Origin of the sequence: Nocardioides daeguensis (assembly GCF_019192965.1) — a bacterium.
GTDB classification, from domain to species: Bacteria; Actinomycetota; Actinomycetes; order Propionibacteriales; family Nocardioidaceae; genus Nocardioides; species Nocardioides daeguensis.
Genome location: NZ_JAHTKU010000025.1, coordinates 110,647 through 136,649 on the forward strand (window position 1 = coordinate 110,647; position 26,003 = coordinate 136,649).

The 26,003-nt window shown below is 72.5% G+C and carries 28 protein-coding genes; 20 read left to right on the top strand and 8 right to left on the bottom strand.

Annotated elements, in window-relative coordinates:
* The first annotated feature begins 22 nt into the window (after positions 1–22).
* Positions 23–904 carry an ArgP/LysG family DNA-binding transcriptional regulator gene (locus KU893_RS20510; protein WP_218236240.1) on the top strand — a complete coding sequence of 294 codons (882 nt, stop codon included), beginning with the start codon at positions 23–25 and terminating at the stop codon, positions 902–904.
* Here the strand turns inward: KU893_RS20510 and KU893_RS20515 are convergent.
* Positions 882–1,334, bottom strand: coding sequence for an SRPBCC family protein (locus KU893_RS20515; protein WP_218236241.1), 453 nt, complete (start codon positions 1,332–1,334; stop codon positions 882–884). The two genes, KU893_RS20510 and KU893_RS20515, sit on opposite strands and share 23 nt — an antisense overlap.
* Positions 1,335–1,392: 58 nt before the next feature.
* Between KU893_RS20515 and KU893_RS20520 the strand changes: the two genes are divergently transcribed.
* On the top strand, positions 1,393–1,977 hold the full coding sequence (locus KU893_RS20520; RefSeq protein ID WP_218236242.1) for a TetR family transcriptional regulator C-terminal domain-containing protein: 585 nt from the start codon (positions 1,393–1,395) through the stop codon (positions 1,975–1,977).
* Here KU893_RS20520 and KU893_RS20525 read toward each other — a convergent pair.
* Positions 1,969–2,280, bottom strand: coding sequence for a hypothetical protein (locus KU893_RS20525; RefSeq protein WP_218236243.1), 312 nt, complete (start codon positions 2,278–2,280; stop codon positions 1,969–1,971). The genes KU893_RS20520 and KU893_RS20525 overlap by 9 nt on opposite strands.
* 121 nt (positions 2,281–2,401) lie before the next feature.
* Here KU893_RS20525 and KU893_RS20530 point away from each other — a divergent pair, with 121 nt between their 5' ends.
* Positions 2,402–3,049, top strand: coding sequence for a LysE family translocator (locus tag KU893_RS20530; RefSeq protein ID WP_218236244.1), 648 nt, complete (start codon positions 2,402–2,404; stop codon positions 3,047–3,049).
* A 209-nt stretch (positions 3,050–3,258) separates the two neighbouring features.
* Here the strand turns inward: KU893_RS20530 and KU893_RS20535 are convergent, their stop codons facing one another.
* On the bottom strand, positions 3,259–3,726 hold the full coding sequence (locus KU893_RS20535; RefSeq protein WP_218236245.1) for a nucleoside deaminase: 468 nt from the start codon (positions 3,724–3,726) through the stop codon (positions 3,259–3,261).
* Positions 3,727–3,750: 24 nt separating this feature from the next.
* On the bottom strand, positions 3,751–4,665 hold the full coding sequence (locus tag KU893_RS20540) for a LysR family transcriptional regulator (RefSeq protein WP_218236246.1): 915 nt from the start codon (positions 4,663–4,665) through the stop codon (positions 3,751–3,753).
* 90 nt (positions 4,666–4,755) lie between these two features.
* Between KU893_RS20540 and tdh the strand changes: the two genes are divergently transcribed.
* From tdh to KU893_RS20565, 5 genes are all read left to right on the top strand, one after another.
* Complete coding sequence (gene tdh / locus KU893_RS20545; protein ID WP_218236247.1) at positions 4,756–5,799, top strand: L-threonine 3-dehydrogenase; 1,044 nt, start codon at positions 4,756–4,758, stop codon at positions 5,797–5,799.
* Positions 5,799–6,980, top strand: a complete 1,182-nt coding sequence (locus KU893_RS20550; RefSeq protein WP_218236248.1) for a glycine C-acetyltransferase — start codon at positions 5,799–5,801, stop codon at positions 6,978–6,980. The genes tdh and KU893_RS20550 overlap by 1 nt, the downstream gene beginning before the upstream one ends.
* Before the next feature lie 65 nt (positions 6,981–7,045).
* Positions 7,046–8,419, top strand: a complete 1,374-nt coding sequence (locus KU893_RS20555; protein ID WP_218236249.1) for a DUF6421 family protein — start codon at positions 7,046–7,048, stop codon at positions 8,417–8,419.
* Positions 8,416–9,135 (top strand): SDR family NAD(P)-dependent oxidoreductase, encoded by a 720-nt coding sequence (locus KU893_RS20560; protein WP_218236250.1) that lies wholly within the window; start codon positions 8,416–8,418, stop codon positions 9,133–9,135. The genes KU893_RS20555 and KU893_RS20560 overlap by 4 nt, the downstream gene beginning before the upstream one ends.
* A complete protein-coding gene (locus KU893_RS20565) occupies positions 9,114–10,217 on the top strand; it encodes a threonine aldolase family protein (RefSeq protein WP_257440817.1) in 1,104 nt (367 codons plus the stop codon). Before KU893_RS20560 ends, KU893_RS20565 begins: the two co-directional genes overlap by 22 nt.
* On the opposite strand, the gene KU893_RS20570 is transcribed toward KU893_RS20565, so the two are convergent.
* Complete coding sequence (locus tag KU893_RS20570) at positions 10,214–11,254, bottom strand: hypothetical protein (protein WP_218236251.1); 1,041 nt, start codon at positions 11,252–11,254, stop codon at positions 10,214–10,216. The genes KU893_RS20565 and KU893_RS20570 overlap by 4 nt on opposite strands.
* Before the next feature lie 547 nt (positions 11,255–11,801).
* Between KU893_RS20570 and KU893_RS20575 the strand changes: the two genes are divergently transcribed.
* The gene (locus tag KU893_RS20575) at positions 11,802–12,101 is read left to right on the top strand and encodes a hypothetical protein (protein WP_246592950.1); all 300 of its coding nucleotides are present in this window, start codon (positions 11,802–11,804) and stop codon (positions 12,099–12,101) included.
* Here KU893_RS20575 and KU893_RS20580 read toward each other — a convergent pair.
* A complete protein-coding gene (locus KU893_RS20580) occupies positions 12,085–12,819 on the bottom strand; it encodes a hypothetical protein (RefSeq protein WP_218236253.1) in 735 nt (244 codons plus the stop codon). The two genes, KU893_RS20575 and KU893_RS20580, sit on opposite strands and share 17 nt — an antisense overlap.
* Before the next feature lie 25 nt (positions 12,820–12,844).
* On the opposite strand from KU893_RS20580, the gene mshB reads away from it, so the two are divergent.
* From mshB to KU893_RS20605, 5 genes are all read left to right on the top strand, one after another.
* Positions 12,845–13,774, top strand: coding sequence for an N-acetyl-1-D-myo-inositol-2-amino-2-deoxy-alpha-D-glucopyranoside deacetylase (gene mshB / locus KU893_RS20585; RefSeq protein WP_218236254.1), 930 nt, complete (start codon positions 12,845–12,847; stop codon positions 13,772–13,774).
* Positions 13,774–14,109 (top strand): hypothetical protein, encoded by a 336-nt coding sequence (locus tag KU893_RS20590; RefSeq protein ID WP_218236255.1) that lies wholly within the window; start codon positions 13,774–13,776, stop codon positions 14,107–14,109. Before mshB ends, KU893_RS20590 begins: the two co-directional genes overlap by 1 nt.
* Before the next feature lie 24 nt (positions 14,110–14,133).
* The gene (locus KU893_RS20595) at positions 14,134–15,936 is read left to right on the top strand and encodes a VanW family protein (protein WP_218236256.1); all 1,803 of its coding nucleotides are present in this window, start codon (positions 14,134–14,136) and stop codon (positions 15,934–15,936) included.
* Between the two features lie 85 nt (positions 15,937–16,021).
* Positions 16,022–16,465, top strand: a complete 444-nt coding sequence (locus KU893_RS20600) for a Zn-ribbon domain-containing OB-fold protein (RefSeq protein ID WP_218236257.1) — start codon at positions 16,022–16,024, stop codon at positions 16,463–16,465.
* Entirely contained in the window at positions 16,462–17,646 is a 1,185-nt protein-coding gene (locus KU893_RS20605) for a lipid-transfer protein (protein WP_246592951.1), read from the top strand. The genes KU893_RS20600 and KU893_RS20605 overlap by 4 nt, the downstream gene beginning before the upstream one ends.
* Before the next feature lie 123 nt (positions 17,647–17,769).
* On the opposite strand, the gene KU893_RS20610 is transcribed toward KU893_RS20605, so the two are convergent.
* Both KU893_RS20610 and KU893_RS20615 read right to left on the bottom strand, forming a co-directional pair.
* Positions 17,770–18,597: an adenylate/guanylate cyclase domain-containing protein gene (locus KU893_RS20610; protein ID WP_218236258.1), complete on the bottom strand. Its 828-nt coding sequence runs from the start codon at positions 18,595–18,597 to the stop codon at positions 17,770–17,772.
* Between the two features lie 23 nt (positions 18,598–18,620).
* Positions 18,621–19,253, bottom strand: coding sequence for a hypothetical protein (locus KU893_RS20615; protein ID WP_218236259.1), 633 nt, complete (start codon positions 19,251–19,253; stop codon positions 18,621–18,623).
* Between the two features lie 130 nt (positions 19,254–19,383).
* Between KU893_RS20615 and KU893_RS20620 the strand changes: the two genes are divergently transcribed.
* From KU893_RS20620 to KU893_RS20645, 6 genes are all read left to right on the top strand, one after another.
* Positions 19,384–20,820, top strand: a complete 1,437-nt coding sequence (locus KU893_RS20620; RefSeq protein ID WP_257440815.1) for a MoxR family ATPase — start codon at positions 19,384–19,386, stop codon at positions 20,818–20,820.
* Positions 20,813–21,220: an OsmC family protein gene (locus tag KU893_RS20625; RefSeq protein ID WP_218236260.1), complete on the top strand. Its 408-nt coding sequence runs from the start codon at positions 20,813–20,815 to the stop codon at positions 21,218–21,220. Before KU893_RS20620 ends, KU893_RS20625 begins: the two co-directional genes overlap by 8 nt.
* Complete coding sequence (locus KU893_RS20630) at positions 21,217–23,256, top strand: vWA domain-containing protein (protein ID WP_218236261.1); 2,040 nt, start codon at positions 21,217–21,219, stop codon at positions 23,254–23,256. The genes KU893_RS20625 and KU893_RS20630 overlap by 4 nt, the downstream gene beginning before the upstream one ends.
* 90 nt (positions 23,257–23,346) lie before the next feature.
* Positions 23,347–23,682, top strand: coding sequence for a hypothetical protein (locus KU893_RS20635; RefSeq protein WP_218236262.1), 336 nt, complete (start codon positions 23,347–23,349; stop codon positions 23,680–23,682).
* Complete coding sequence (locus KU893_RS23740) at positions 23,679–25,466, top strand: alpha/beta hydrolase (RefSeq protein ID WP_218236263.1); 1,788 nt, start codon at positions 23,679–23,681, stop codon at positions 25,464–25,466. The genes KU893_RS20635 and KU893_RS23740 overlap by 4 nt, the downstream gene beginning before the upstream one ends.
* A gap of 2 nt (positions 25,467–25,468) precedes the next feature.
* Positions 25,469–25,996, top strand: a complete 528-nt coding sequence (locus KU893_RS20645) for a hypothetical protein (RefSeq protein WP_218236264.1) — start codon at positions 25,469–25,471, stop codon at positions 25,994–25,996.
* Positions 25,997–26,003: the final 7 nt, after the last annotated feature.

Below are 26,003 nucleotides of genomic sequence, written 5' to 3' on the forward strand. Positions count from 1 at the left end.
AGCAATGCTTACTATCGCTCCCATGCGCTTCGACCCGGCCCAGCTGGAGACCCTGGTCGCCATCACCGAGGAGGGCACATTCGAGGCCGCCGCCCACCGGCTCCACGTCACCGCGAGCGCGGTGAGCCAGCGGGTGCGCGCGCTGGAACGGGCCGCGGGCCAGGTCCTCGTCCGCCGTACGACGCCCGCGAGCGTGACGCCGGCGGGGGAGCCGCTCGTGCGACTCGGCCGGCAGCTGCGCCTCCTCGCTGCCGAGGCCGCGCTCAGCCTCGGCGGCGACGAGATCGTCGACCTCGCCGTCGCGGTCAACGCCGACTCCCTGGCGACCTGGTTCCGCCCGGTGCTCGCCGCCGTCGCGCGCCGTCCGGGCACCGCGCTGCGCCTGCACGTCGAGGACCAGGCCTACTCCGACGACCTGCTGCGGCGCGGGGAGGTGCTGGCCGCGGTCACCGACGAGCCGCACCCCGTGCAGGGCTGTGTCGTCGAGCGCCTCGGCGGGATCCGGTACACGCCCGCCGCAGCGCCCTGGCTGGTCGAGCGGCACCGCCGCGGCCGCGGCATCGACTGGGCGGCGATGCCGCTGGTCGTCTACGACGAGAAGGACCACCTGCAAGACGCCCTCCTCGCCACCCACGACGTGGGTCGCCCGCCCGTCGTGCACCGGGTCCCCAGCACGGCGGACTTCCACGAGGCGATCCGGGCCGGCCTCGGCTGGGGGATGCTCCTGGACCCGCAGCTCGCCGACAGCGTGGCCGCCGAGGAGGTGGTCCGGCTGCCGGGCGCCCGGCCGGTCGTCGTACCGCTGTTCTGGCAGCGGTGGCGCCTCGACAGCCCGGAGCTCGCGGCGCTCACCGACGACGTACGGCGGGCGGCGCGGGTGCTCAGGCCTCCGCGGTCGCCTTGATCCCGACCAGCGTCTGACGCATCCCGTCGCGCAGCGACGCGGTGAAGCTCTCCATGCCGCCGAGGAAGCCCTCGGTGAGCTCGCGGGAGAGCTCGGAGATGCCGTCGGGGGTGGCGCGCCGCTGGGTGAGCCGGGTGCCGGCTCCGTCCGGGGCGAGGTGGAAGGACCACACGGCCCAGTTCTCCTCGACCCGGAAGGCGATCTCCTCCTCGGGCGCGAACCGGACGATCCGCGCGTGCGTCGTCCACGCCAGCTCGCCGTGCTGGTTGCGGTTGGTGAAGGCGACGCCCTCGCCGGGCTCGGCGGCGTCCTTGATCCGGGTGGAGGTGACCTGCGGGCTCCACTCGGCCATCCGGCGTACGTCGCTGACGAGTGCCCACACCGCCGCGGGCGGGGCGTCGATCCCGATCGAGTCCTCGAGCTGGTCCATGCCCTCGGACGCTAGCCCCGATCCATCTTTACGTCCAGTCGGTCGTATAGTTGTGCCCGTGGCAGCCAGCACCGACGGACGGCGGGCGCGGGGGGACGTGACCCGACGCCGGGCAGCGCGGTGCGCGGCCGACATCGCGACCACGCACGGCCTGGACTCGATCTCCGTCGGGGCACTGGCGAGCGCGACCGGGCTGAGCAAGAGCGGCATCCTGACGGTGTTCAGCTGCCGCGAGGCGATCCAGGTGGCGGCGGTCGCCGAGGCACGCCAGGTGTACGTCGACACCGTGATCGCCCCGGTCTGGGGCGCCGATCCGGGGCGGGTCCGGCTGGCGGCCCTGCTCGACGCGTGGGTCGCCTACCAGCGCGCGGGAGTGTTCCCGGGCGGCTGCTTCGTCGCCGCCACCTCGGCCGAGTACGGCCGCCGCGACGGGCCGGTCGCCGACGCGGTCCGCGCGCTCAAGCGCGAGTGGCTCGACCTGCTCGAGCGCGAGCTGACCACCTCCGGCTCCACGGAGCCCGCCGAGGACGCCTTCCGGATCGACGCCTACCTGGTCGCCGCCAACACCCGCCGCCAGCTGTTCGGCGACGACGCCGCGCTCGAGACCGCTCGCCGGCTGGCGCTCGCTGTCCTCTCAGGCTGACCGCGTCGAGCCCTCGTGGGCCCGGCGTACCAGCTCGACCACCGACACGCCGTGCTCGGAGGGGGTGCTGCGGGCCTGCCGGTCCAGCCACATCGCGGCGTCGAGCGCATCGGTCGCCAGCTGCCGCAGGTCGTCGGCGCTCAGCTCGGCGCCGCAGCCCGTCGCTTCGTCGGCCACGGTGGCGCTGAAGGCCGGCTCGGCGGCCGCACCCTCCAGCCACCAGGTCCGGAGCAGGCCGAAGCGCGGGCCCTCGTGCAGCCACGTGCCCGGGTCGTCCTCGGCATGCTCTGCCGCCGTGGTCACGCACCACGAGGGGCACCCTCGCCGCTCCTGCTCCGCCTCCACCCCCGGCCGATCGGCTCCTGGGCGGGCCAGCTGAGGAATCGGTTCGCGCGATCGCACCACCGGGGCGGATACTTCCGCCATGCCGTCCACCAGCCAGCTCGCCGCGTTCGCGGTCGCCTCGTTCCTGTTCATCCAGGTCCCGGGGCCGAGCCTGCTGTTCACGATCGGCCGCGCGCTCACCGTCGGGCGCCGCGACGCGCTCCTCTCGGTGGTGGGCAACGCCCTCGGCCTGGTCGCGCAGGTCGTGCTCGTGGCCGTCGGCCTGGGCGCGGTGGTGGCCGCCTCCGCGACGGCGTTCACGCTGCTCAAGCTCGCCGGCGCGGCGTACGTCATCTACCTCGGTGTCCGCGCGGTCCTGCACCGCGCCGACGCCCGCGCCGCCCTCGAGGCCGTCGGGGTCGGGACGGCGACCACACCGGCGAGGGGGCTCGTGTCGGTGCGCACCGGGTTCGTGGTCGGGGCGACCAACCCGAAGACGATCGTGTTCTTCGTGGCCTTCTTGCCGCAGTTCATCGACGGCGGGGCGCCGGCGGCGCCGCAGCTGCTGCTCCTCGGCGTGCTCTTCGGTGCGATGGCCGTGTGCTCGGACGGCTGCTGGGCGCTGGTCGCCGCCCGCGCCCGGGACTGGTTCGCCCGGGACCCGAAGCGGCTCGACTCCCTCGGCGCGGCCGGCGGCGTGATGATGGTCGGCCTCGGCATCACCCTCGCGACCGCCGAGAGTCACTAGCCCCCCCGATGACCTGCCGCATCCCCACCGTTGAGTTGCCGCATCCTCACCATTGAGTTGCCGGAAGCTCGCACTTGAGTTGTCGCATCCTCGCCGTTGAGTTGCCGTCGCGCGCCCTTGGGAGCCGAGCGGAAGCTTGATGGGGAGGATGGGGAAGCTCAACGGTGAGGATGGGGAAGCTCAACGGTGAGGATGGGGAAGGTCAACGATCAGTAGGCGGTGCGTGCCTCGTTGGCCAGCCAGGCGTCGAAGGGTGCGGCAGCGTCGGGCGTGGTGACGTGGGTGAGGGCCATCGACCACTCCGCGCGCGGCCGGTCGAAGAGCTCGTAGAACGCGCGGTCGTCGAACCCGCCCCGCGCGGCGTCGTCGCGGTCGGCGGCGTACACCACCCGGTCGAGGCGGGCCCACAGCGACGCGGAGACGCACAGCGGGCAGGGCTCGCACGAGGCGTACAGCGTGCAGCCGGTGAGCTCGAAGGTCGCGAGCGCGGTACAGGCCGCGCGGATCGCCAGCACCTCGGCGTGGGCCGTGGGGTCGAGGTCGCGGGTGACCCGGTTCTGGCCCTCGGCCACGATGGTGCCGTCGCGCACGATCACCGCGCCGAACGGCCCGCCGCCGTCCCCGACGTTGGACGTGGCCAGCTCGACGGCCCGGGCCAGCCAGGTCTGCTCGCTCATGGCGCCATTCAACACAGGCCGTGGTCAACCCTGCGACGCGACGAGCCGCTCCATGACCCGGCGCAGGGCCTGCACGACCTGTTGCGCCGATCGTCGGCGCAGCGTCTCCGGCCGGGCCAGTACGTCGATCGTGCGGCTCGTGCTGAGCCCGTGCAGCGGACGCAGGACGACGTCGGCGTAGGGGTGGCTGGCGGTGTAGCGGGGCAGCAGGCCGATCCCGGAGCCGGCGGCGACGAGGGCGGCGACGGCGCCGTAGTCGTTGACCCGGTGGACGACGTCGGCGTGGCGGCGGGTGAGCGCGGAGACGGCGCTGAGGACGTCGTCGGGGGAGTAGCCGACCCGGCTGGTCACCCAGCGCTCGCCGACGACGTCGCGCGGGCGCAGTCGGTCGCGTGCGGCCAGCGGGTGGTCGGCCGGGAGGGCCACGTCGAGCGGCTCGCGGGCGAGGGTGACGACGTGCAGGTCGGCGCTCGGCCAGGGCGGGCTGTGCTCCATCCGGTGGGCGAGGACGAGGTCGTACTGCGCGGTCAGCGCGGGGAAGTCGCGTTGCGCGACGTCCTCGTCGGTCAGCCGCAGGTCGGGGGCGTCGGCGTGGCTGGCCAGCTCGCGCAGCAGCGGGCCGAACACGGCCTGGCCCGCGCTGTGGAAGCTGCTCAGCGTGACCGTGCCGCCCGAGGAGCCCTCGAACTCCTCGACCGCGCCCCGTGCGGCCGCCAACGCGTCGATGACGTCGGCGCCGGCCCGGGCGAGGGCCCGGCCGGCATCGGTCAGGGTCAGCACGCGTCCCTCGCGGCGGGTCAGCGGCGTGCCGAACTGCCGCTGCAGCGCGGCGAGGTGCTGTGACACCGCCGACGGCGAGACGTGGAGCGCCTCGGCCACGGCGGTGACGCTGCCGAGCGCGCCGAGCTCGCGCAGGATCGTGAGCTGGTGGATCTCCACGTCGGCCAGCCTACGGTGAAGTGATTCCTTAAGGGACGGTGCAGGAACTGCCCGTTGCTCTGCATGGTCGCGCGGCGCTCCAATGGAGCTATGAAGGCGCTCTACAAGGCCGCGGCGGGTCCTGGGCTCGAGCTCGTCGACCGCCCGGACCCGACCTGCGGTGCGGCCGACGTGATCATCCGCGTGCTGCGCACCGGCATCTGCGGCACGGACCTGCACATCCTGCGCTGGGACGAGTGGGCGGCCGGCGCGGTCTCGGCACCGCTCACGCCGGGCCACGAGTTCTACGGCGAGGTGGTCGAGGTCGGTCCGCTCGTCACCGACGTCGCGGTCGGCGACCGGGTCTCCGGCGAGGGCCACATCGTCTGCGGCACCTGCCGCAACTGCCGTGCGGGTCGTCGTCAGATGTGCATCCGGACCATCGGCCTCGGCGTGCAGCGCGACGGCGCGTTCGCGGAGTACCTCAGCCTCCCGGCCAGCAACGTCTGGGTGCACCACCCCGACGTCGACCCCGACCTCGGCGCGATCTTCGACCCGCTCGGCAACGCGGTGCACACCGCCCTCGCGTTCCCGCTCGTCGGCGAGGACGTGCTGGTCACCGGCTGCGGACCGATCGGGCTGATGGCGATCGCGATCGCCCGCCACGTGGGCGCCCGGTACGTCGTCGGTACCGACGTCAGCCCCGCCCGGCTCGAGCTGGCCGCGGCGATGGGTGCGGACGCCGTCGTCGACGTGTCGAGCGGCTCGGTGGGCGACGTCCAGCGCACGCTGCACATGCGCGAGGGCTTCGACGTCGGCTTCGAGATGAGCGGTGCCCCGTCGGCGCTGCCGCAGATGATCGACAACATGAACCACGGCGGGCGGATCGCGATGCTCGGGCTGCCGAGCGCGCCGTTCGCGATCGACTGGGGGAAGGTCGTCACGCACATGCTGACCCTCAAGGGGATCTACGGCCGCGAGATGTTCGAGACCTGGAACGCCATGGGCGCGATGCTGCAGTCGAGCAGCACCCTGCGTACGGCGATCGGGTCGGTCATCTCCGAGCGCCTGCCCGCGCGCGCGTGGGAGCGGGGTTTCGAGATCGCGGCGTCCGCCGGGGTCGGCAAGGTCGTGCTGGACTGGACGGAGCTGTGATGTACGGAGCATTCAGGAACCACCTCATCGCCGAGCTCGACGAGATCGAGCGGGCCGGGCTGACCAAGCACGAGCGCGGCATCCGCGGCCCGCAGAAGGCCGAGATCGTCGCCGACGGCGCCGAGGTCCTCAACTTCTGCGCCAACAACTACCTGGGTCTCGCCGACGACCCGCGGCTGCTCGAGGCGGCGCGCGACGCGCTCGACGAGTGGGGCTACGGCATGGCCAGCGTGCGTTTCATCTGCGGCACCCAGGAGCAGCACCTCGAGCTCGAGCGCCGGCTGTCCGACTTCCTCGGCACCGAGGACACGATCCTCTACTCGTCGTGCTTCGACGCCAACGGCGGCGTCTTCGAGACCCTCTTCGGGCCCGAGGACGCGATCATCTCCGACGCCCTCAACCACGCCTCGATCATCGACGGCATCCGGCTGTCCAAGGCCCGCCGGCTGCGTTACGCCAACCGCGACATGGCCGACCTCGAGACGCAGCTGCAGGCCGCCGCCGACGCCCGCTTCCGGGTCGTCGTCACCGACGGCGTCTTCTCGATGGACGGCTACTTCGCGCCGCTGCGCGAGATCTGCGACCTCGCCGACCGGTACGACGCCCTCGTGCTCGTCGACGACTCCCACGCGGTCGGCTTCATCGGCGCCGGCGGTCGCGGCACGCCCGAGCTGTGCGGCGTGGCCGACCGGGTCGACATCTATACCGGAACCTTCGGCAAGGCCCTGGGAGGCGCCTCGGGCGGCTACGTCTCCTCGCACCGCGAGATCGTCGCGCTGCTGCGCCAGCGCTCGCGTCCCTACCTCTTCTCCAACACTCTCGCCCCGGCGATCGTCGCCGGCACCCTGCGTGCGCTCGACCTCGTCGAGGGCTCGGGCGAGCTGCGGGAGCGGCTGCGGGCCAACGCCGCGCTGTTCCGCGAGCTGATGACCGTGGAGGGGTTCGACCTGCTGCCCGGCGAGCACCCGATCGTGCCGGTGATGTTCGGCGACGCCGCGCTCACCGCCCGGGTCGCCGACGAGATGCAGAAGCACGGCGTCTACGTCACCGCGTTCAGCTTCCCGGTCGTCCCGCGGGGGGAGGCGCGGATCCGGGTCCAGCTGTCCGCCGCCCACACCGACGACCAGGTCCGCCGCTGCGTGGCGGCGTTTGTGGCCGGACGACAGGCGGCCCAGAGGTGACGATCAGGCAAAGAGTCGCGTTGTCAGGTTGATCGAACAGGAAGATTTCCGGTTGAATGGGTCACATGACGGACGTTCTCTCTCTCGCTGACCGCATCGAGACCCGCGGTGACGCTGTCGTGGCGGATCCGGCCTGGCCGGCGCTGAAGGCCGCCGTCGAGCAGATCCGCACCTGGCAGCTCGCCGACGGCTCCATCGACCTCGAGGCCGAGGGAGCGCCGGCTCGTGAGACGGCCGCCGCCGCGGTCGCCCGGGTCGCCGACGCCGTCGCGGCGCTCTCGCCGCTCCTGCCGCACGACGCTGCCTACCACCGCGCCCTCGTCGCGGACCTGCGCCGCTGGTCCGACGCGGGCTTCGGCGTACCGGACTTCCTCGACTCGCTGCTGGCGTTCGAGCCCGCGCGTGAGCGCGTCGACGGTCGCCAGCACCTCGTCGTCTTCCCGATGTACACCCAGAACGGCAACCCGAACCGCAACCTCGAGGCCGTCGTCTTCCGGATGGTCTGGCCCGCGTGGCTGGCCGACCTCGAGGCCACGCGCTACGACAACCCGCTGTTCTGCGGCATCACCTTCGAGGACTTCACCAGCGGGTACGACACCAACTCGGCGGTGCTCTTCCCTGAGACCGTCGCGGTGCGCGAGGTGCCGGACCGGTTCAGCTGGGGCGCGATCTTCTGCGACCGGGAGGCCGCCCGCTTCCGCCGCGTCGGCACCGCCGCCGTCGACCTGCTCGGCGTCGAGCTGCCCGACGAAGTCCGCGGCCTGCTGGACGACCAGCAGCGCAGCCAGGACGCGTTCGTGCTGTGGGACATGATCCACGACCGCGCGCACAGCCACGGCGACCTGCCGTTCGACCCGTTCATGATCAAGCAGCGCCAGCCGTTCTGGATGTACGGCCTGGAGGAGCTGCGCTGCGACCTGACCGCGTTCAAGGCGGCCGTCGAGCTCGAGGCCGAGGGCAACGCGGTGGCGAAGGACGCGCAGCACGCGATCCTGCTCGACCGGATGTTCCGCTTCCCCGTGACCGGCGAGCGCAGCCGCAACTACGACGGCCTCGGCGGCCAGCTGCTCTTCGCCTACCTCCACCAGCACGACGCGCTGCGCTGGACCGACAACAAGCTGCGCATCGACTGGGACCTCGCCCCGCAGGTCACCAACGCGCTGTGCGCCGAGATCGAGCAGCTCTACCGCGACGGCATCGACCGCCCCAAGCTCGTGCACTGGCAGGCCGCCTATGCGCTGGTCAGCCGCTACCTCGCGCCCCACCCGGCCTCCAAGTGGGCCCGCGGCGCCGAGGCGCTCGACCTCGCCAAGCAGCCGCGCGAGCTCGTCGACGACGTGCTGCCCGACGAGTTCCCGCTGAGCATGTTCTTCGAGGCCCTGGCCAAGAAGCTGAAGAACGTGATCGCGGAGACCCGCGGCATCACCGCCGCGGCATGAGCGGCACGCTCGAGGGCCGTGTCGTCGCCGTCGCCGGCGCGGGCGGTCCGGCCGGTCGTGCCGCCGTCCGCCGGCTCGCGGCGGCCGGCGCCGTCGTCGCCGCCGCGGACGCCAGCCAGGACCGTCTCGACGAGTCCGTCGCCGGAGCGGGGGCGGACCGCGTGGTCGAGGGCCGGGTCGTCGACCTGCTCGACGCCGCCGCGACCCGGGCCTGGATCGACGACGTCGTCGCCCGGCACGGCCGCCTCGACGGGGTCGTGCACCTCGTCGGCGGGTGGCGCGGCGGCAAGGGGCTGAGTGCCGAGGCGCTCGAGCATTGGGCGGTGCTCGAGCCGCTCCTGGTCCGCACCCTGCAGCACACCTCGCTCGCCGCCCAGGAGGCGCTCACCGCCACGGGCGGCCGGTTCGTGGTCGTCAGCGCGTCCGGTGCTGGGAAGCCGACCGCCGGCAATGCGGCGTACGCCGCCGCGAAGGCCGCCGCCGAGGCCTGGACCCTGGCGCTGGCCCACGCGTTCGGCCGCTCCGGCGGGGACGCCGCCGCTACGATCCTGGTGGTCAAGGCCCTGCTCGACGACACGATGCGCGCCGCCCGTCCGGACGCCGCGTTCGACGGCTTCACCCACGTCGACGACCTGGCCCTGACGATCGCCGGCCTGTGGGACCGGCCGAGCGCCGAGCTGAACGGAGAGCGACTGTGGCTGACGCCGCAACCCTGACCACCGGACCGACCGCTGCCACGACCGCGGCCCGGCGCCGGCACGACCCCGAGGCCCGTCAGTTCGCCAGCGACAACTACGCCGGCGTGCACCCGGAGGTGCTGGCCGCGATCGCGCTCGCCAACGGCGGCCACCAGGTGTCGTACGGCGAGGACGCCTACACCGAGCACCTCCAGGCGATCATGACCGGCCTGTTCGGCGACGGTGTCGAGGCGTTCCCGGTGTTCAACGGCACCGGTGCCAACGTCGTCGGCCTGCAGGCGCTCACCGACCGGTGGGGCGCCGTGATCTGCGCCCAGAGCGCGCACATCAACGTCGACGAGGGCGGGGCACCCGAGCGGATGGGTGGCCTCAAGCTGCACGCCGTCGCGACGCCCGACGGCAAGCTCACCCCCGAGCTGGTCGACCAGCAGGCGTGGGGGTTCGACGACGAGCACCGCGCGATGCCGCAGGTCGTCTCGATCACCCAGTCCACCGAGCTCGGCACGCTCTACACGCCCGACGAGGTGCGCGCGCTCGCCGAGCACGCGCACGGGTTGGGCATGCGCCTGCACCTCGACGGCGCCCGGCTCGCCAACGCGGCCGCCGCGCTCGACGTACCGCTGCGGTCCTTCACCTCCGACGCCGGTGTCGACGTGCTCTCCTTCGGCGCGACCAAGAACGGCGCGCTCGCGGGGGAGGCCGTCGTCATCCTGAACCCCGCCGGGGTCAGCCACCTCAAGCACCTGCGCAAGCTGTCGATGCAGCTGGCCAGCAAGATGCGCTTCGTCTCCGTGCAGTTCGAGGCGCTGCTCGCCGACGGGCTGTGGCTGCGCCTCGCCGGTCACGCCAACGCCATGGCGCAGCGGCTCGCCGCCGGTGTCCGCGAGATCGACGGCGTCGAGGTCCTCTACCCGGTGCAGGCCAACGGCGTCTTCGCCCGCCTGCCCCACGACGTCAGCCGCCGGCTGATGGAGCGGCACCGCTTCTACTTCTGGGACGAGGCCGCCGGCGACGTGCGCTGGATGTGCTCCTACGACACCACCGAGGACGACGTCGACGCCTTCCTCGGCGCGCTGCGCGAGGAGATGGGCCGCTCCTAGGCCGGCAGGTCCTGGCGCCGCATCCCGAACACCCATCGTCTGCGCGGGTGCTCGCTGACCGACCACACGCAGCCCGTCTCCGGCCACCAGACCAGGTCCTCGGGCCCCGGTGGCGTCGCCCAGCGGTGCTCACGGAACGCACCCGGCCGGCCGACGTACACCGACCCGGGCTTGAGCGGGCCGCGGGAGCGGGTGACGTAGTAGGTGCCGTCGACGGCGGCCACGCCCTGCATCCGTACGACGCCGCGGTCGTCGACCTCGGGGACCGAGCGGCCGTCGTGCTCGTGGCGGGGCAGGCCGCTCTCCGGGTCGAGCAGGAAGCGCGCCATCCGCCGCGTCTGGGTGGGGGAGCCGTACTCGCCGACGACGAGCGTCGGTGTGTCCTGGCTGCGGTCCAGCGTCAGGAACGAGTAGCGCAGCCGTTCCACGCCGTCGTCCTGACCACTGCGCTGGGTGAAGCGGACCGGCAGCACGTAGCGGTGCCCGAAGGCGGGGTACGACGACCCGGCCGGGACGCGCAGCACGTCACCGACGTGGGCGCTGTGTATCCCGGCCCCGGTCGCCGCGACATGAAGGTGGTCGCCGTGCCACACGATGCCGCCGGCGTGCACCTTCAGCGGCTTGAAGCCGGCCCTGCCGTCGGTCAGCGTCGGCATCACCAGCAGCACGTGGCCGTACCTGCGGCGCTCGAGGTCGACGACGCTGATCCGCGACCCGCCGGACTGCCGGGCGTACCACGACGTCACGAGCACGTCGTGCCCGTGCTGCTCGCGGAACCCGGTTCGCGCCGAGGTCGTGATGCCCTGCGGGTACCAGTTGGGATCCCGCCGATCCGCCGCCTCCCACGTCCACGCCTGGCTCACCTTGCGCCCCAACAACCGGGGGAGCGGCGCGAAGGTCCGCCGCAGCCGCAGCGGCAGGTCCGGCGCCATCCCCGCCATCCCCACTCGGCCGCCCCCGTCGTCGGCCAGCGCCGCGACCAGCGCGTCGATCTCGTCGCTGTTCTCGGCGGTGCGGGTCAGGTGCAGTCCGGGCACGGCCGCCACGGTAGCCGAGCCCTGCCGGTGGTTGAGCCATGCCGATGGTTGAGGTGCGAGGCCGCCCGCGGCCGAGCCTCGCAACCTCTGGCCGTGCTGCCGGGACCTGCCGCCGGTGGTTGAGGTGCGAGCGCCAGCGGCACCGGCGGTGGTTGAGGTGCGAGCGCCAGCGAGCCTCGAAACCTCTGGCCGTGCTGCTGGAAGGTTCCGCCGGTGGTTGAGGTGCTAGCGCCAGCGAGCCTCGAAACCTCTGGCCGTGCTGCTGGAACCCGCCGGGGCACAGTTCGCGCCGTGGGTCCGGTGGTTTCGAGGCTCCTCGCTGGCGCTCGTCGCGCCTCAACCACCGGGCAGGCTCCTCGCTGGCGCTCGTCGCGCCTCAACCACCGGGCAGGCTCCTCGCTGGCGCTCGTCGCGCCTCAACCACCGGGCAGGCTCCTCGCTGGCGCTCGTCGCGCCTCAACCACTCGGGCAGGCCTCAACCACCGACGCCGCGGAGCATCACCTCCGCGGGGGCATCCGCGCGTCCGGATCTGGGAGGATGGGCCCCATGCGGGGCATCTTCTTCGACGAGGACGACGCGCGGTCGGCCGCGCTGGCGCTGGTCCGCGGCGGCTTCGCGGCGGAGGTGGTGCGTGAGCGCCTCGCCGGTGAGGACGACGACGAGGACCACCCGTGGGCCGTCGTCACCGATGCGCCGGAGATCCAGCTCGAGATGCTCGTCGAGACGTACGACGGCTGGTTGGACTACGACGACGATGACCCGGACGCGGCGACCGAGCCGCCCACCAAGGCGGGGTTCGTGCTGCCGCTGCCGGACGCGCCGAAGCGGGTCAAGCGCCCGGAGTAGGACAGCCGAACGGATCGGTCCGCTGAGCGAACGCCTCGATCGCGGTCGCGCGGTCGGCGAAGTCCTCCTCGACCTGCGGCTCACCCTCCTCGGGCAGGAGCACCGCCCGGACCGGGGCGTCGCCGGGCACGAACAGTGCCGCCGCGGCGAGGTCGCAGCCGCCCCCGGAGGCGACGGCGAGCGTGAGGGCGGCGTACTCCAGTCCGTCCTGGTCCCCGGAGTGGTCGAGGAGGTCGGCGAAGCTGCCGGCGTCGGCGAGCGAGTCGGTGTCGTCGGTGACGACGTCGAGGAGGGTGGCGAGGTCGTCGCCGGACACGACCAGGTGCTCGTCGGGCACCAGCGCGAAGGACGCGGTGTCGGTGGTGAACACCGGCCGGTCGTCCGCTCCTGAGCGCGGGTGGCCCGTGTCGACGAGGTCGGCGGCGACCGTGTCGAAGTCGAGGTCGTCGGTCGTCTTCCAGACGCGGGCGAGCCGGCCGTTACGGGTGCCCGTGGCCTCCCACTCGAGGTCGTCCGCGTCGATGCCGGCGTCGGTGAGGAAGGCGGGCCAGTCGTCGGTGGGGTCGGTCGGGTGGTCGGCGAAGGTGACGGTGGTGGCGTCGGCGGGGAGGTACTCCAGTGCCTCCTCGAGCCGCGAGCTTCCGTCGAGCAGTGCACAGCCGGACCCGGACGAGCCCAGCAGCACCAACACCAGCGACAGGCGCCCGGGGATCCGCATGGGGCCCATCATTACGCTCGTCCTCATGACCGCAACTGCCGCCCACCGGCTGCTCCTCGTGCACGCCCACCCCGACGACGAGTCGATCGGCCAGGGCGCCACCATGGCGAAGTACGTCGCGGAGGGGCGCGGCGTCACGCTGGTCACCTGCACCGCCGGCGAGATGGGCGAGATCCTCGTTCCCGAGCTGGAGCACCTGGCCGCCGACAAGGAGGACCGGCTCGGCGAGCACCGCCGCGGTGAGCTCGACGCGGCGATGAAGGCGCTCGGCGTCACCGACCACCGGTTCCTGGGCGGGTTCGGCACCTACCGCGACTCCGGCATGAAGTGGCACGAGGACGGCCACGCCGTTGCCGCCGACGACATCCACGCCAACGCGTTCTGGCACGCCGACCTCACCGAGGCCGCCACGCACCTGGTCGCGGTGATCCGCGAGGTGCGCCCCCAGGTGCTGGTCGCGTACGACGAGTTCGGCGGTTACGGCCACCCGGACCACATCCAGGCCCACCGGGTCGCGATGTACGCCGCCCAGTTGGCCGCGGCGCCGTCGTACCGCCGTGACCTGGGGGAGGCGTGGGAGATCGCGAAGATCTACTGGGGCGCCATCTCCGAGAGCAGGATCCGCGAGGGCCTGCGCCGGATCCGCGAGGCCGGTGACACCACGACCTTCGAGGGCATGGACCCCGACGGTGACCTGCCGCCGATGTTCCGCCCCGACGAGGACATCTCCTGCGAGGTCGACGCCAGCGACCACGTCGAGCAGAAGCTCGACGCACTGCGCGCGCACGCCACCCAGATCACGACGGACGGGCCGTTCTTCGCGCTGTCGAACAACCAGGGCGCCCAGGCGTTCGGGCGCGAGCAGTACCGGCTGGTCAAGGGCGCCCCCGGTCCGGTCGATCCCGAGACGGGCTGGGAGACCGACCTGTTCGCCGGCATCCCCGGCACTGCCTAGTGCGGATCCTCATCGCGCTCGCCTGTCTGGTCCTCGGTGCCGTCGTGGGCCTTGCCACGGTCGTGCTGCACGGCTACGGCTGGGGTCTCGGGCTCGGCATCGCCGCGACGGCGGCGACCCTGGTGGCCCTGCCGGGCGGCTGGTGGCGCCGGTGGGCGTTCTCCCTCGGCTGGACGGCGGTGCTCGGCGTCGCGTCGGTCCAGCGGTCGGAAGGGGACTACCTCATCGCCAGCGACGCCTCCGGCTACCTGCTGCTCGCGACCGGCGCCGTGGTGCTCGGTTCCGGGTTCGTGGGGCTGCTCCCGCGCCGTACCCCTGGGAATGCGGACGGGTGAGCGACCCCTCCTTAGGATGTCGCGGTGACGTTCTGGGACTCTGACACGAGTGGCGGCGCGGGCGGCAAGTCCGAGCGCCCCGGCGGCAAGGTGGTCGTCGTCGTCATCGTGCTGCTCGTCCTGCTCGCCGGGGGTGGGTACGCCGCCGCGCACGCCGTGGCGGGCGACAAGGTGCCCACCGGTACGACGATCTCCGGTGTCGACGTCGGTGGGCTGACCCGGGCCGCCGCGATCGAGGAGCTCGACCGCACCTTCGGCCCGCGCGCGGACGCGCCGATCACCGTCAGCGTCGGACGCCAGGGCGCGACCGGCAAGGTCAACGACGCCGAGGTCCAGCCCGGCGACATCGGTCTGGCGATCGACCTCGAGGCGTCCGTCGACGCCGCCGGGGCCGGCGACTCGTGGAGCCCGGCCCGTCAGTGGGACTACTTCACCGGGGGCGGCAAGGTCGACGCGGTCGTCGACGTCGACGAGGAGCTGCTCGACGAGAAGCTGACCGAGCTCTCCGAGGGCCTCGGCACCCCGCCCCGGGACGGCACGGTCACCTTCACCGCCGACGGCGTGCAGACCACCCAGCCGCAGGCCGGCCAGGCCGTCGACCGCGACAAGGCCCGCGCCGCGATCACCGACGCGTTCCTGTCCGGCGAGACCTCCGTGGAGCTCGAGGTCGCCCCGGCGCAGCCCGAGATCGACGCCGCCGACGTGGCGGAGGCGCTCGACTCCTTCGCCAACCCGGCGATGGCGAACGCGGTGACCCTGCAGTTCGGTGAGAACGACGTCAAGCTCACGCCCGCGAAGTTCGCGCCCGTGCTGTCGATGAAGCCCGAGAACGGCGAGCTCGTCCCGTCGGTGGATGCGGCGACGCTGACCGAGCTGGTCAAGGGCGCGACCGCCAGCGGGGCTCCGGTCGACGCGACCGTGAAGATCTCGAAGAAGGGCAAGCCGAAGATCGTCCCGGCCAAGCCCGGCGTCACCTTCGACTCCGGCGAGGCCGCCCAGGTCTTCCTCGGCCTGCTGACCCAGCCCGAAGGCTCGCGCACGGCTCCGGTGACCGCGCAGGTCACCGACGCGGCGTTCACCACCAAGGACGCCGAGGAGCTCAAGATCGTCGAGAAGGTCTCGGAGTTCTCGACGTACTACCCGCACGCCGACTACCGCAACACCAACATCGGCCGCGCCGCCGAGCTGATCGACGGCACCCTCCTCAAGCCCGGCGAGGAGTTCTCGCTCAACGGCATCGTCGGCGAGCGCACTGCGGAGAACGGCTTCACCGAGGGCTACATCATCAGCAACGGCATCTTGAAGAAGGACCTCGGCGGCGGCGTCTCGCAGATGGCGACGACGACCTTCAACGCCATGTTCTTCGCCGGCCTCAAGGACATCCAGCACAAGCCGCACTCGTTCTACATCGACCGCTACCCGGTCGGCCGCGAGGCCACGGTCGCCTGGCCGACGGTCGACCTGCGTTTCCAGAACGACACCGAGTACGGCGTGCTCATCCACGCCTGGGTGGTCCCCAGCACCTGGTCGCGCCAGGGCAAGGTGACCGTGCAGATGTGGTCCACGAAGAAGTGGGACATCGACTCGTCGACGTCGGCGCGCTACGCCCAGGTCCCGCCGAAGGTCCGCACCCTGACCACGCCCGACTGCGAGCCCAACACCGGGTGGTCCGGCTTCCAGGTCGACGTCACCCGCACCTTCCGCAAGCACGGCGACTCCGCCGTCGACCACACCGAGAAGTTCCACACCGTCTACACGCCTGCCGACACGGTCAAGTGCGAGAAGCCGGCCCCGGCACCGGCCGGCAGCCCCGACCCCGGCGAGTAGTCCCGGGTTCCGGTGGCCGGGACTTCCGGACCGACCGGCCCCCGCTCCCCTAGAATAGGAACACGTTCTAGTTCAGGGAGCTTCCATGACCGCCACCCCCGTCATCGAGGGCTGGTTCACCACCGGCGACGAGCCCCGACTCCTCGCCTCCCGCTGCACGGCGTGCAGCAACGTGGTGTTCCCGCCGGTGTCCAGCGACGCCGGCGCTGCCGCCTTCTACTGCCGCAACCCCGCCTGCGACGGCACCGAGTACGACGCGGTCGAGCTCTCGCGCACCGGCACGGTGTGGTCCTACACGGACGCCCAGTACCAGCCCCCGGCGCCGTACATCGCGCCGACCGACCCGTTCCAGCCGTTCGCGCTGGCCGCGGTCGAGCTGCCCGAGGGCATCGTCGTGCTCGGCCAGGTCGCCGACGGCTTCGGGGTGCGCGACTTGTTGGTTGGCACCGAGGTCGAGCTGGTCGTCGAGACCCTCAACGTCGACGAGACCGGGGAGCGCACCATCTACCGCTGGAGGCCTGTCGCATGAGCGTTGTGATCGCGGGTGCGGGCATGCACCCCTGGGGCAAGTGGGGCCGCAACTTCACCGAGTACGGCGTGCATGCCGCCCGGGAGGCGCTCAAGGACGCCGGCATCGCCTGGGCCGACGTCGACCTGGTGGTCGGTGGCGAGACGGTCCGCAACGGGTACGCCGGCTACGTCGCCGGTTCGACGTTCGCCCAGGCGCTGGGCTGGAACGGCGCGCGGATCGCGACGTCGTACGCCGCGTGCGCGACCGGCGCCCAGGCCATCGACACCGCACGGGCGCGGATCCTGGCCGGGATGAGCGAGGTCGCCCTGGTCGTGGGCGCCGACACCACCCCGAAGGGGTTCTTGGCCCCCAACGCGGGGGAGCGGTGGAACGACCCCGACTGGCTGCGGTTCCGCCTGCTCGGGATGACCAACCCGGCGTACTTCGCGCTCTACGCGCGCCGCCGGATGGACCTGTACGGCGCCACGTCGGAGGACTTCGCGCAGGTCAAGGTCAAGAACGCCAAGCACGGCCTGGGCAATCCCAACGCGCGCTTCCGCAAGGAGTCGTCGGTCGCGGAGGTCCTCGCCTCGCCCATGGTCTCCGACCCGCTGCACCTGCTCGACATCTGTGCGACCTCCGACGGTGCCGCCGCGGTCGTCCTGGTCAGCGCGGAGTACGCGAGGAGGCACGGCATCGCGGCGCCGGTGACGGTCGCCGCGGTCTCCACGGTCACGCCGACCTTCCCCAACACGGTCATCGACATGCCGCTGCTGTCCACCGACTCCTCGGCCCTGACCGGGGTGCCGGAGCGGACGTTCAAGGAGGCGATCGGCCAGGCGGCGTACGAGGAGGCGGGGATCGACCCCTCCGACGTCGACGTGGCCGAGGTCTACGACCTGTCGACCGCGCTCGAGCTGGACTGGATCGAGGACCTGCAGCTGTGCAAGCGCGGGGAGGCCGAGGCGCTGCTCCGCGCCGGGGACACCACGATCGGTGGCCGGATCCCGGTCAACCCCTCGGGTGGACTGGCCTGCTTCGGTGAGGCTGTGCCCGCCCAGGCGATCGCTCAGGTCTGCGAGCTCACCTGGCAGCTGCAGGGCCGCGCCGAGGGCCGGCAGGTCGAGGGCGCCAAGGTCGGCATCACCGCCAACCAGGGCCTGTTCGGCCACGGCTCCTCGGTGATCCTGTCCGTCTGAGCCCGAAGCTCGTCGAGTAGCCCACGCCCGAGGAACGAGGGCGTGGGCGTATCGAGACGCTCGGTGAGGCGTCTCGATACGTCGCTCGCTGGCGCTCGCTCCTACTCGACGAGCTCTGCTCGCTCAGCTCGCCGGCGGGAGGATCTGCCAGACCACGTGCTCGCCGGTGAGGCCCTTCAGCTCGACGGTGTCGCGTTCGACCAGGGTGAGGGCGGTGTCGTCGTCCAGCGCTTCGCGGACGGCGTCGCTGGCGAGGATCTCGCCGCCGTGGGCGAGGTCGGCGACCCGAGCGGCCATGGCGACGTTGCGGCCGAAGTAGTCGCCGTCGCGGGCCACGACCTGGCCGGTGTGGATGCCGATGCGGACCAGGATCGGACCGTGGCGGCGCAGGGTCAGGTCGCGTGGCAGGTCGCGCTGGATGCCGAGCGCGGCGCGGCAGGCGGCCTCGGTGTCGCGGAAGGCGACCATGAACCCGTCGCCCGCGGTCTTGACGACCTGGCCGCGGTACCTCTCGATCCGGTTGCGCAGCACCCGGTCGTGCGCGGCCAGCACCTTGACCCAGGTGGTGTCGCCCAGCCGGTCGTTGAGCGGCGTCGAGTCCTCGATGTCGGAGAAGAACAGGGTGACCGTGCCGTCCGAGGCGGCCATGTTGAGGATGTCGGCGCGCTCGGCGTCGCTCGCCCAGGTCTGCAGCTCGCCGACCGTGCTCTGGATCAGGCCCGTGATGCCGTGGGAGCGGACCTTCGAGGCGGTCCGGATCACCCGTCGTACGGCGCGCTCGGCCGTGTTCGCCGGCGGGGGCGGACGCAGCGCCGCGTCCAGGTCCGACTCGAGCTGGGCGATGTGGGTGTCGGCGTCGGAGAGACGCTCGAGCAGTCGGGCCCGGTCGCGGGCGAACAGCACGACCACGCCCAGGAGTGCCCCGCAGAGCACTCCCAGGACGATGGTCATCCGGGCAGCGTAAGGCGTCCGGATCAGGCCGCGAAGGCCATCGCCAGCTGGACGGCGCCAGTCACGAGCGCAAGAGTCGCGATGCCGAGGAGCCCGAGCGAGACGCTGCGGCGCGCGAACAGCGTGGCGATACCGCCGAAGAACAAGGTGAGCGCGAAGAGGACGGCCGCCAGCTCGAACTGGTCGCCCTGGTCGTCGGCCGCGGACGCCTCCTTGAAGGTCGCCTTGGACTTCTTGTCGAGGGCCTCGGCCTCGGCGAAGTCGTTGACGACGTAGGGGTTCGCGGCGTCCTCGTCGAACGGCGTCACGGCCTCCTCCGAGGAGGTCCACCAGTCGATCGCCTCGCTGAGCTCCGGGCGCATCAGGGTCTTGAGGTACTCGCTGAGGTCCGCGTCCTCCTGCTGGGTCGCGGTCGCGTACTGCACGAACAGCTGCTGGTCGGAGGCCAGCGTCTGGTTGCCCTGGTTGTAGAAGTAGTTGGCGTCGCTCAGCTGGCTGTTGGAGACCGAGTAGCCCTGCAGGGCCTCGCCGTCCAGGAGTGCGGCCTGGTACGCCGACAGGGCGGTCATCGTGGCCGCGAGGCCGAGGAGGATCGCGGCCAGCAGCTGGAGCCGGCCGCCGGGCTCGGCGGGCGTGTCGACGAAGGTGTCAGTCATGGTCGATCCTTCTTGTGGAGATTGATTCGGCGAACCTAGTGAGGTCCGGGCCCGGCCGGCGGCGGAACGCCGCACAGGTGAGAACCCTCACGTCGGCGCGGACGTTGCGCGGCGCAGTAGCGTGGTGGGCGTGACGACCACGGTTCCCACGCCCGTGCCCGCCCTGGACACGCTCGGCGCCCTGCGCGCCTCCGGCCACCAGCACAAGTCGCTGCGGGCCGAGCTGCGCGACAACCTGCTCGCCCGGCTTGCGGCGGGGGAGGACCCCTGGCCCGGTCTGCACGGGTTCGAGGACACCGTCATCCCGCAGCTGGAGCGGGCGATCATCGCCGGCCACGACGTCGTCCTCCTCGGCGAGCGCGGCCAGGGCAAGACCCGGCTGCTGCGCACCCTGGTCGGGCTCCTCGACGAGTGGTCCCCGGTGATCTCGGGCTCCGAGCTCGGCGAGCACCCCTACGAGCCGGTCACCGTCACCTCGAAGGCCGCCGTGGCGACGTACGGCGACGACCTGCGGATCTCCTGGCGTCATCGTGAGGAGCGGTACGCCGAGAAGCTGGCCACGCCCGACACGAGCGTCGCCGACCTGATCGGCGACGTCGACCCGATGAAGGTGGCCGAGGGCCGCTCGTTGGGCGACCCGGAGACCATCCACTTCGGCCTGATCCCCCGTTCCCACCGGGGGATCGTGGCGATCAACGAGCTGCCGGACCTCGCGGAGCGGATCCAGGTCGCGATGCTCAACGTGATGGAGGAGCGCGACATCCAGATCCGCGGCTACGTCCTGCGGTTGCCGCTCGACGTGTTCGTGGTCGCCTCCGCGAACCCGGAGGACTACACCAACCGTGGCCGGATCATCACCCCGCTCAAGGACCGCTTCGGCGCCGAGATCCGCACTCACTACCCGAAGGCGCTCGACGCCGAGATCGCCGTGATCCGGCAGGAGGCCGACCTCCTGCCCGACCGGGTCGACGTCCCGGACTTCCTGGTCGAGATCCTGGCCCGGTTCACCCGCAACCTGCGCGAGTCCAGCGCCGTCGACCAGCGCTCCGGCGTCTCCGCCCGGTTCGCGATCGCCGGTGCCGAGACCATCGCCGCCGCGGCCCTGCGCCGCGCGACCATCCAGGGCGAGGACCGGGCCGTCGCCCGGGTCGTCGACCTCGAGACCGCGGTCGACGTGCTCGGCGGCAAGATCGAGTTCGAGTCCGGGGAGGAGGGCCGTGAGGCCGAGATCCTCACCCACCTGCTCCGGACGGCGACCGCCGAGACGGTGCGGGAGAGGTTCCGCGGCCTCGACTTCGCGCTGCTCGTGGAGGCCATCGAGGACGGCGCCACCGTCGTCACCGGCGGCCAGGTCACCGCCCGCGACCTGCTGTCCGGCCTGCCGGTGCTGGGCGAGTCCGACCTCTACGACCAGGTCTGCGAACGCGTGAACGGTGCGGGCGGCGGCCGCACCGACGGCGAGCGGGCCGCCGCGATCGAGCTCGCCCTCGAAGGCCTCTTCCTCGCCCGGAAGATCGGCAAGGACGTCCAGCTCGGCGAGGCCGGCGTGGAGACGGTCTATGGCTGATCCCTCCCCGTTCGGAGTGCGGGTCTCCTCCGGCACCCTCCGCAGCTGGGAGGGCGACGGCGACGGTGTCGTGCTCCCGCACGCCTGGACGGAGGAAGGCGTGCTCGCCGGGCCCGCGACCAACGGCGCGCAGGTGCTCCATCTCGCCGTGGCGCTGTGCGTGCTCAACGACACCTACCGCGAGGCCCGGCGGCTCGAGGTCCCGGTGCACGGGGTCGCGGTCACCGCCGACGGCGGCTTCGACGAGGTGTGGACCTCGACTGGCATCAGCTACGACATCGCCCTCGACACCACCGCTCCCTCGGAGACAGTGCAGCTGCTGCTCGAGGTGGTCGACGAGGTGGCCGAGATCCCGCGCGCGCTGCGCGCCGGTGCCGACGTCCAACGGGTGCTCCGATGAGTCGCTACCGCAGGTACGACGGCGGCGACCCGCTCGCCCCGCCGATCGACATCGCCGAGGCGCTCGACGCCATCGGCCAGGACGTGATGGCCGGCTACAGCCCGGACCGGGCGATGCGGGAGTTCCTGCGCCGAGGCGGCCCTTCGACAAGCTCAGGAACCGAGTCTTTCCGAGGCCTCGACGACCTCGCCCGGCGGGTGGCGGAGCGCCGCCGTGACCTGCTGCAGCGCCACAACCTGGACGGCACGCTCAACGAGGTGCGCGAGCTGCTCGAGAAGGCGGTCCTCGAGGAGCGCAAGCAGCTGGCCCGCGACGCGATGATGGACGACGGCGACCGGGCCTTCCGCGAGATGCGGCTGGAGAACCTGCCCGACTCGCCGGCGGCAGCGGTCACCGAGCTCGGCGACTACGACTGGCAGTCCCGCGAGGCGCGGGAGGCCTTCGAGCAGATCAAGGACCTGCTCGGCCGCGAGCTCCTCGACCAGCGCTTCGCCGGCATGAAGCAGGCGCTCGAGAACGCCACCGACGAGGACCGGCAGGCGATCAACGAGATGCTCGGCGACCTCAACGAGCTGCTCGAGAAGCACGCGGCCGGAGCCGACACGCAGCAGGACTTCGAGGAGTTCATGGCCAAGCACGGCCAGCACTTCCCCGAGAACCCGCAGGACATCGACGAGCTCCTCGACGCCCTCGCCCAGCGCTCGGCCGCCGCGCAGCGGATGCTGAACTCGATGAGCGCCGAGCAGCGCGCCGAGCTGATGCAGCTCTCCGCGCAGGCGTTCGGCTCGCCGGCGCTGATGGACCAGCTCGACCGGCTCGACGCGAACCTGATGTCGCTGCGCCCCGGCGAGGACTGGGGCGGCTCGGAGCGGTTCGGCGACGGCGACCAGGGCCTCGGCCTCGGTGACGGCACCGGCGTGCTCCAGGACCTCGCCGACCTCGACGCGCTGGCCGACCAGCTGGCCCAGGGGTACGGCGGAGCCCGCCTCGACGACGTCGACCTCGACAAGCTGGCCCGCCAGCTCGGCACCGAGGCCGCCGTCGACGCCCGCAAGCTCCAGGAGCTCGAGAAGGCGCTGCGTCAGTCGGGCGCGATGGAGCGCGGCTTCGACGGCGAGCTGCGGCTGACCCCCAAGGCGATGCGCCAGCTCGGCAAGGCGCTGCTGCGCGACGTGGCCCAGAAGATGTCGGGCCGGCAGGGCCAGCGCGACCTGCGCCAGGCCGGCGCCGCCGGTGACCTCTCCGGCGCCACCCGGGCGTGGGAGTTCGGCGACACCGAGCCGTGGGACATCCCGCGCACGATGCTCAACGGCGTGCTGCGCCGCACCTCCGACCCCGGCGGCCCCCGGCTCTCGATCGACGACGTCGAGGTCGCCGAGACCGAGGCCCGCACCCAGGCGGCGGTGGCGCTGTGCGTCGACACGTCGTTCTCGATGGCGATGGACGGGCGCTGGGTGCCGATGAAGCAGACCGCGCTGGCGCTGCACACCCTCATCGGCTCGCGCTTCCGCGGCGACTCCCTGGAGCTGATCGGCTTCGGCCGGCACGCCCAGACCATGCGGATCGAGGAGCTCACCGCCCTCGATGCGCGCTGGGCCAAGGGCACCAACCTCCACCACGCCCTGCTGCTGGCCAACCGGCACTTCCGCAAGCACCCGAACGCCCAGCCGGTGCTGCTCATCGTCACCGACGGCGAGCCGACCTCCCACCTGGAGTCCAGCGGCGAGGTGTTCTTCTCCTACCCGCCGCACCCGATGACCATCGCGCTCGCCGTCCGCGAGCTCGACAACGCCCGCCGGATCGGCGCGCAGACGACCTTCTTCCGGCTCGGCGAGGACCCCGGCCTGGCCCGGTTCGTCGAGTCGATGGCCCGGCGCGTCGACGGGTCCGTGATCGCCCCCGAGGCCGGCGACCTGGGCGCCGCGGTCGTCGGGTCGTACCTCGGCTCGCGCCGCGGCGGCGCGGGCGGTCGAGGCGGGTCCGGGCCGGGGACCTACGGCGACTGGTTCGGTTCGCGCGGGTTCTGGGTGGGCTGAGAACCTCGTCCTGAGCGGGGATCCCGGGGTCCCTGTGGACAACCGGAACCCGTCGTTTCCCGCCCGTGGACCTCGGGCAGCCGGACCTGCATGACGATCACCCTCGATGTCCCGTACGCCGTCCTCAAGGCCGCCCGCGACCGCTGGGACGAGGCTGCCGACGAGCTCGACGGCGCCTGGCGCCGCCTCGCCAAGGTCTCGACCTCCGACCTCTCCGACGCCGTCGCCGCGGCGGTCACCGCCTTCGCCGACCCGTGGGTCGACGAGCTCAAGGTGGTCGCCCGGCAGGCCCAGGGGTACGCCGACGAGTTCGTCTTCTTCCGACGACTCCTCGTCCTCGTCGACCGGGCCCAGGCGGAGCGGCTGCGTGCCCTGCTCCCGTGGACCGAGCGCGACGCCGCCGTGGGGGAGGTGAGCTGGCCGTGACCCTCGTCTACGTCCCCGCCCAGGTGCCGCCCTGCCCCCCGCTGACCTCGACGCCCACGGGTGCCCAGGACCTGGCCACCGACCTGCGTGCGGCCGCCATCGCCGTCAAGAACGTCCAGGGCCGCGCCGCCTCGGTCGCCGCTCCTGCCTGGCAGGGCGACACCGCCGTCGCGCACGACCACGCTGCGACCCAGGTGGCCGCCCGTCTCGAGGCCGCCGAGGCTGCGCTCGACATGGCGGTCACCGCCGCGGACCGGTTCGCCGCCCGGCTCAGCCGGCTGTTCGTGCGACTCACCCGGATCAACGCCGACCGCGCCGAGGTCAACGAACGGATCGAGGAGCTGGCCACCGAGGTGGCCGCCGCGACCGACGACAGCCGGCTGTCCGAGCTTCGGGCGCGTGCCGACGTCCTCCACGGCCGGGCCACCGCGTTGCGGGACCGGATCGAGGGCTGGAAGGCCGCCCGGGATCAGGCCGAGGACGACGTCGTCGCCGCCCTCCAGGGCCTCGACAGCGTCGCGGAGGGCCAGGCGGCGGCAGCCGATCCCTCCCGGCCCCGCACCGGCGATCTCACGCGGCAGCTGCGCCGCCTCCGGGGCGACCCGGTCGCGCTGGCCGCCTGGTGGCGCGGGCTGCGCCGCGCCGAGCAGGAGGCGCTCACCACCGAGCACCCCGGGCTGGTCGGCAACACCGCAGGGGTGCCGATGGCCGACCGCGACGAGGCCAACCGCGGTGAGCTCGCCCGCGATCTCGACTTCTACCGGCAGCGGGACGAGGACGGACAGCTCACCGGGAAGCAGGAGCGGGCGCTCGACAATGCGAGGTCCGTGGACGACGCCCTCGACGAGTACGCGGACCAGACCGACGACACCGGCGCCCACCTCACCACGCTGCTCGCCTTCACCCCCGACCTGCACTCCGGCGACGGCGGTGTCGCGGTCGGCTTCGGCGACCCGGACACCGCCGACCACGTCTCGGTCAACGTGCCCGGCCTGACGACCGACACCTCCAGCGTCGGGAGCAACCTCGACAAGACCTACGACCTCCACCTCGCAGCGCTCGAGGAGGAGCGAGGCAGCGTCGCGACCGTCTACTGGGCCGACTACGACGCCCCGAGCGGCAACCCGCTCAACCCGCTCGACCCGCTCGGGCAGGCCGACTTCGACGGCGTCGCCCTCACCGGCAAGGCCGAGGCGGGCGGGGAGCGCTTCTCGGACTTCGTGGACGGCGTCCGCGGCTCCGACCAGGGCCCGCCCGCCCACCTGACCGCGATCGGTCACAGCTACGGCTCCACTGCCGTGGGCCACGCGCTGGCCGACGGTGTCCCGGTCGACGACGCCGTCCTGCTCGGCAGTCCTGGCGTCCCGGCCGACACCGCCGGTGAGCTCACCGAGGCCGACGTCTGGGTCGGCAGCAAGGACCACGACCCGGTGTCCCTGCTCGGCGGCGGCGACCGCGGTGGTCTCGGTGCGCTGGGCCACGACCCGGCCGACACCGCCTTCGGAGGCACCCGGTTCGAGACCGGGGACGGCGCCCTGCGGGCCGAGGAGCTGCTCCACAACCACACGTCGTACTTCACCGGCACCTCGCTCGCGAACCTCGCCCACGTGGTCGCCGGCGCCGACGACGAGGTCAGCGAGCAACCGCCCCGCGGCGCACCCGGCGGCTCGCACCTCACCCTGCCCGAGCTGCTGGTCGCAGCCGGCAGCGCGACCGCCGCGGAGGGAATCGCCGATGCCGCCGCGTGGACCTGGGAGCACTCGAAGCTCGGTGGGATGCTGTGAGCATGCGCCTTCTCGGGAACGCACTCGCACTGCCCCTTGCCCTCCTGTCTGCCGCCGCCCTGAGCGGCTGCGACGACGAGGCGCCGACTCCCGCCGCGGTCGGCCGAACCGCGGTCGACGATGTCGTCGCCGCGGCGGACGACGCCCGCGCCGGTGTCCTGCACGAGCTCGCGGACGCGCTCGTGCTGACCGGCGCCGAGGGCACTCGCTCCTTCACCACCTGCGGTGACGACCTGGCGCCGGGCGGGGTCGTGCTGAACGACTTCGTGCGCTTCGGCTCCTCCGGCGAGCTGACGCAGGAGAAGGCGACGGCCACGGCCGTCGGCCTGCTCGAGGCCGACGGCTGGACGGTGGACGACCCGGACAACCAGGTGGCGCTCAACGCCACCAAGGGCGAGCTGGTGCTGCACCTCCGGATCGATCCGGCCCAGGTCCAGGTCGACCTCGGGTCGGAGTGCGTCGAGACCTCGCGGAAGGTCGCAACGGAGTACGACGACCGCCCGAAGGTCGGCCTCGCCTGGTCCTCGTAGAGTCCGC

What these genes read in the sequence shown, in the direction of transcription:
- KU893_RS20510 (WP_218236240.1), top strand. Translation starts at nt 23, where the DNA reads ATGCGCTTCGACCCGGCCCAGCTGGAGACCCTGGTCGCCATCACCGAG.
- KU893_RS20575 (WP_246592950.1), top strand. Translation starts at nt 11,802, where the DNA reads ATGCGGGGCATCTTCTTCGACGAGGACGACGCGCGGTCGGCCGCGCTG.
- KU893_RS20625 (WP_218236260.1), top strand. Translation starts at nt 20,813, where the DNA reads ATGGCTGATCCCTCCCCGTTCGGAGTGCGGGTCTCCTCCGGCACCCTC.
- KU893_RS20610 (WP_218236258.1), bottom strand. Translation starts at nt 18,597, where the DNA reads ATGACCATCGTCCTGGGAGTGCTCTGCGGGGCACTCCTGGGCGTGGTC.
- mshB (WP_218236254.1), top strand. Translation starts at nt 12,845, where the DNA reads ATGACCGCAACTGCCGCCCACCGGCTGCTCCTCGTGCACGCCCACCCC.
- KU893_RS20560 (WP_218236250.1), top strand. Translation starts at nt 8,416, where the DNA reads ATGAGCGGCACGCTCGAGGGCCGTGTCGTCGCCGTCGCCGGCGCGGGC.
- KU893_RS20535 (WP_218236245.1), bottom strand. Translation starts at nt 3,726, where the DNA reads ATGAGCGAGCAGACCTGGCTGGCCCGGGCCGTCGAGCTGGCCACGTCC.
- KU893_RS20580 (WP_218236253.1), bottom strand. Translation starts at nt 12,819, where the DNA reads ATGCGGATCCCCGGGCGCCTGTCGCTGGTGTTGGTGCTGCTGGGCTCG.
- tdh (WP_218236247.1), top strand. Translation starts at nt 4,756, where the DNA reads ATGAAGGCGCTCTACAAGGCCGCGGCGGGTCCTGGGCTCGAGCTCGTC.
- KU893_RS20630 (WP_218236261.1), top strand. Translation starts at nt 21,217, where the DNA reads ATGAGTCGCTACCGCAGGTACGACGGCGGCGACCCGCTCGCCCCGCCG.
- KU893_RS20515 (WP_218236241.1), bottom strand. Translation starts at nt 1,334, where the DNA reads ATGGACCAGCTCGAGGACTCGATCGGGATCGACGCCCCGCCCGCGGCG.
- KU893_RS20555 (WP_218236249.1), top strand. Translation starts at nt 7,046, where the DNA reads ATGACGGACGTTCTCTCTCTCGCTGACCGCATCGAGACCCGCGGTGAC.
- KU893_RS20600 (WP_218236257.1), top strand. Translation starts at nt 16,022, where the DNA reads ATGACCGCCACCCCCGTCATCGAGGGCTGGTTCACCACCGGCGACGAG.
- KU893_RS20615 (WP_218236259.1), bottom strand. Translation starts at nt 19,253, where the DNA reads ATGACTGACACCTTCGTCGACACGCCCGCCGAGCCCGGCGGCCGGCTC.
- KU893_RS20635 (WP_218236262.1), top strand. Translation starts at nt 23,347, where the DNA reads ATGACGATCACCCTCGATGTCCCGTACGCCGTCCTCAAGGCCGCCCGC.
- KU893_RS20645 (WP_218236264.1), top strand. Translation starts at nt 25,469, where the DNA reads ATGCGCCTTCTCGGGAACGCACTCGCACTGCCCCTTGCCCTCCTGTCT.
- KU893_RS20605 (WP_246592951.1), top strand. Translation starts at nt 16,462, where the DNA reads ATGAGCGTTGTGATCGCGGGTGCGGGCATGCACCCCTGGGGCAAGTGG.
- KU893_RS20550 (WP_218236248.1), top strand. Translation starts at nt 5,799, where the DNA reads ATGTACGGAGCATTCAGGAACCACCTCATCGCCGAGCTCGACGAGATC.
- KU893_RS20530 (WP_218236244.1), top strand. Translation starts at nt 2,402, where the DNA reads ATGCCGTCCACCAGCCAGCTCGCCGCGTTCGCGGTCGCCTCGTTCCTG.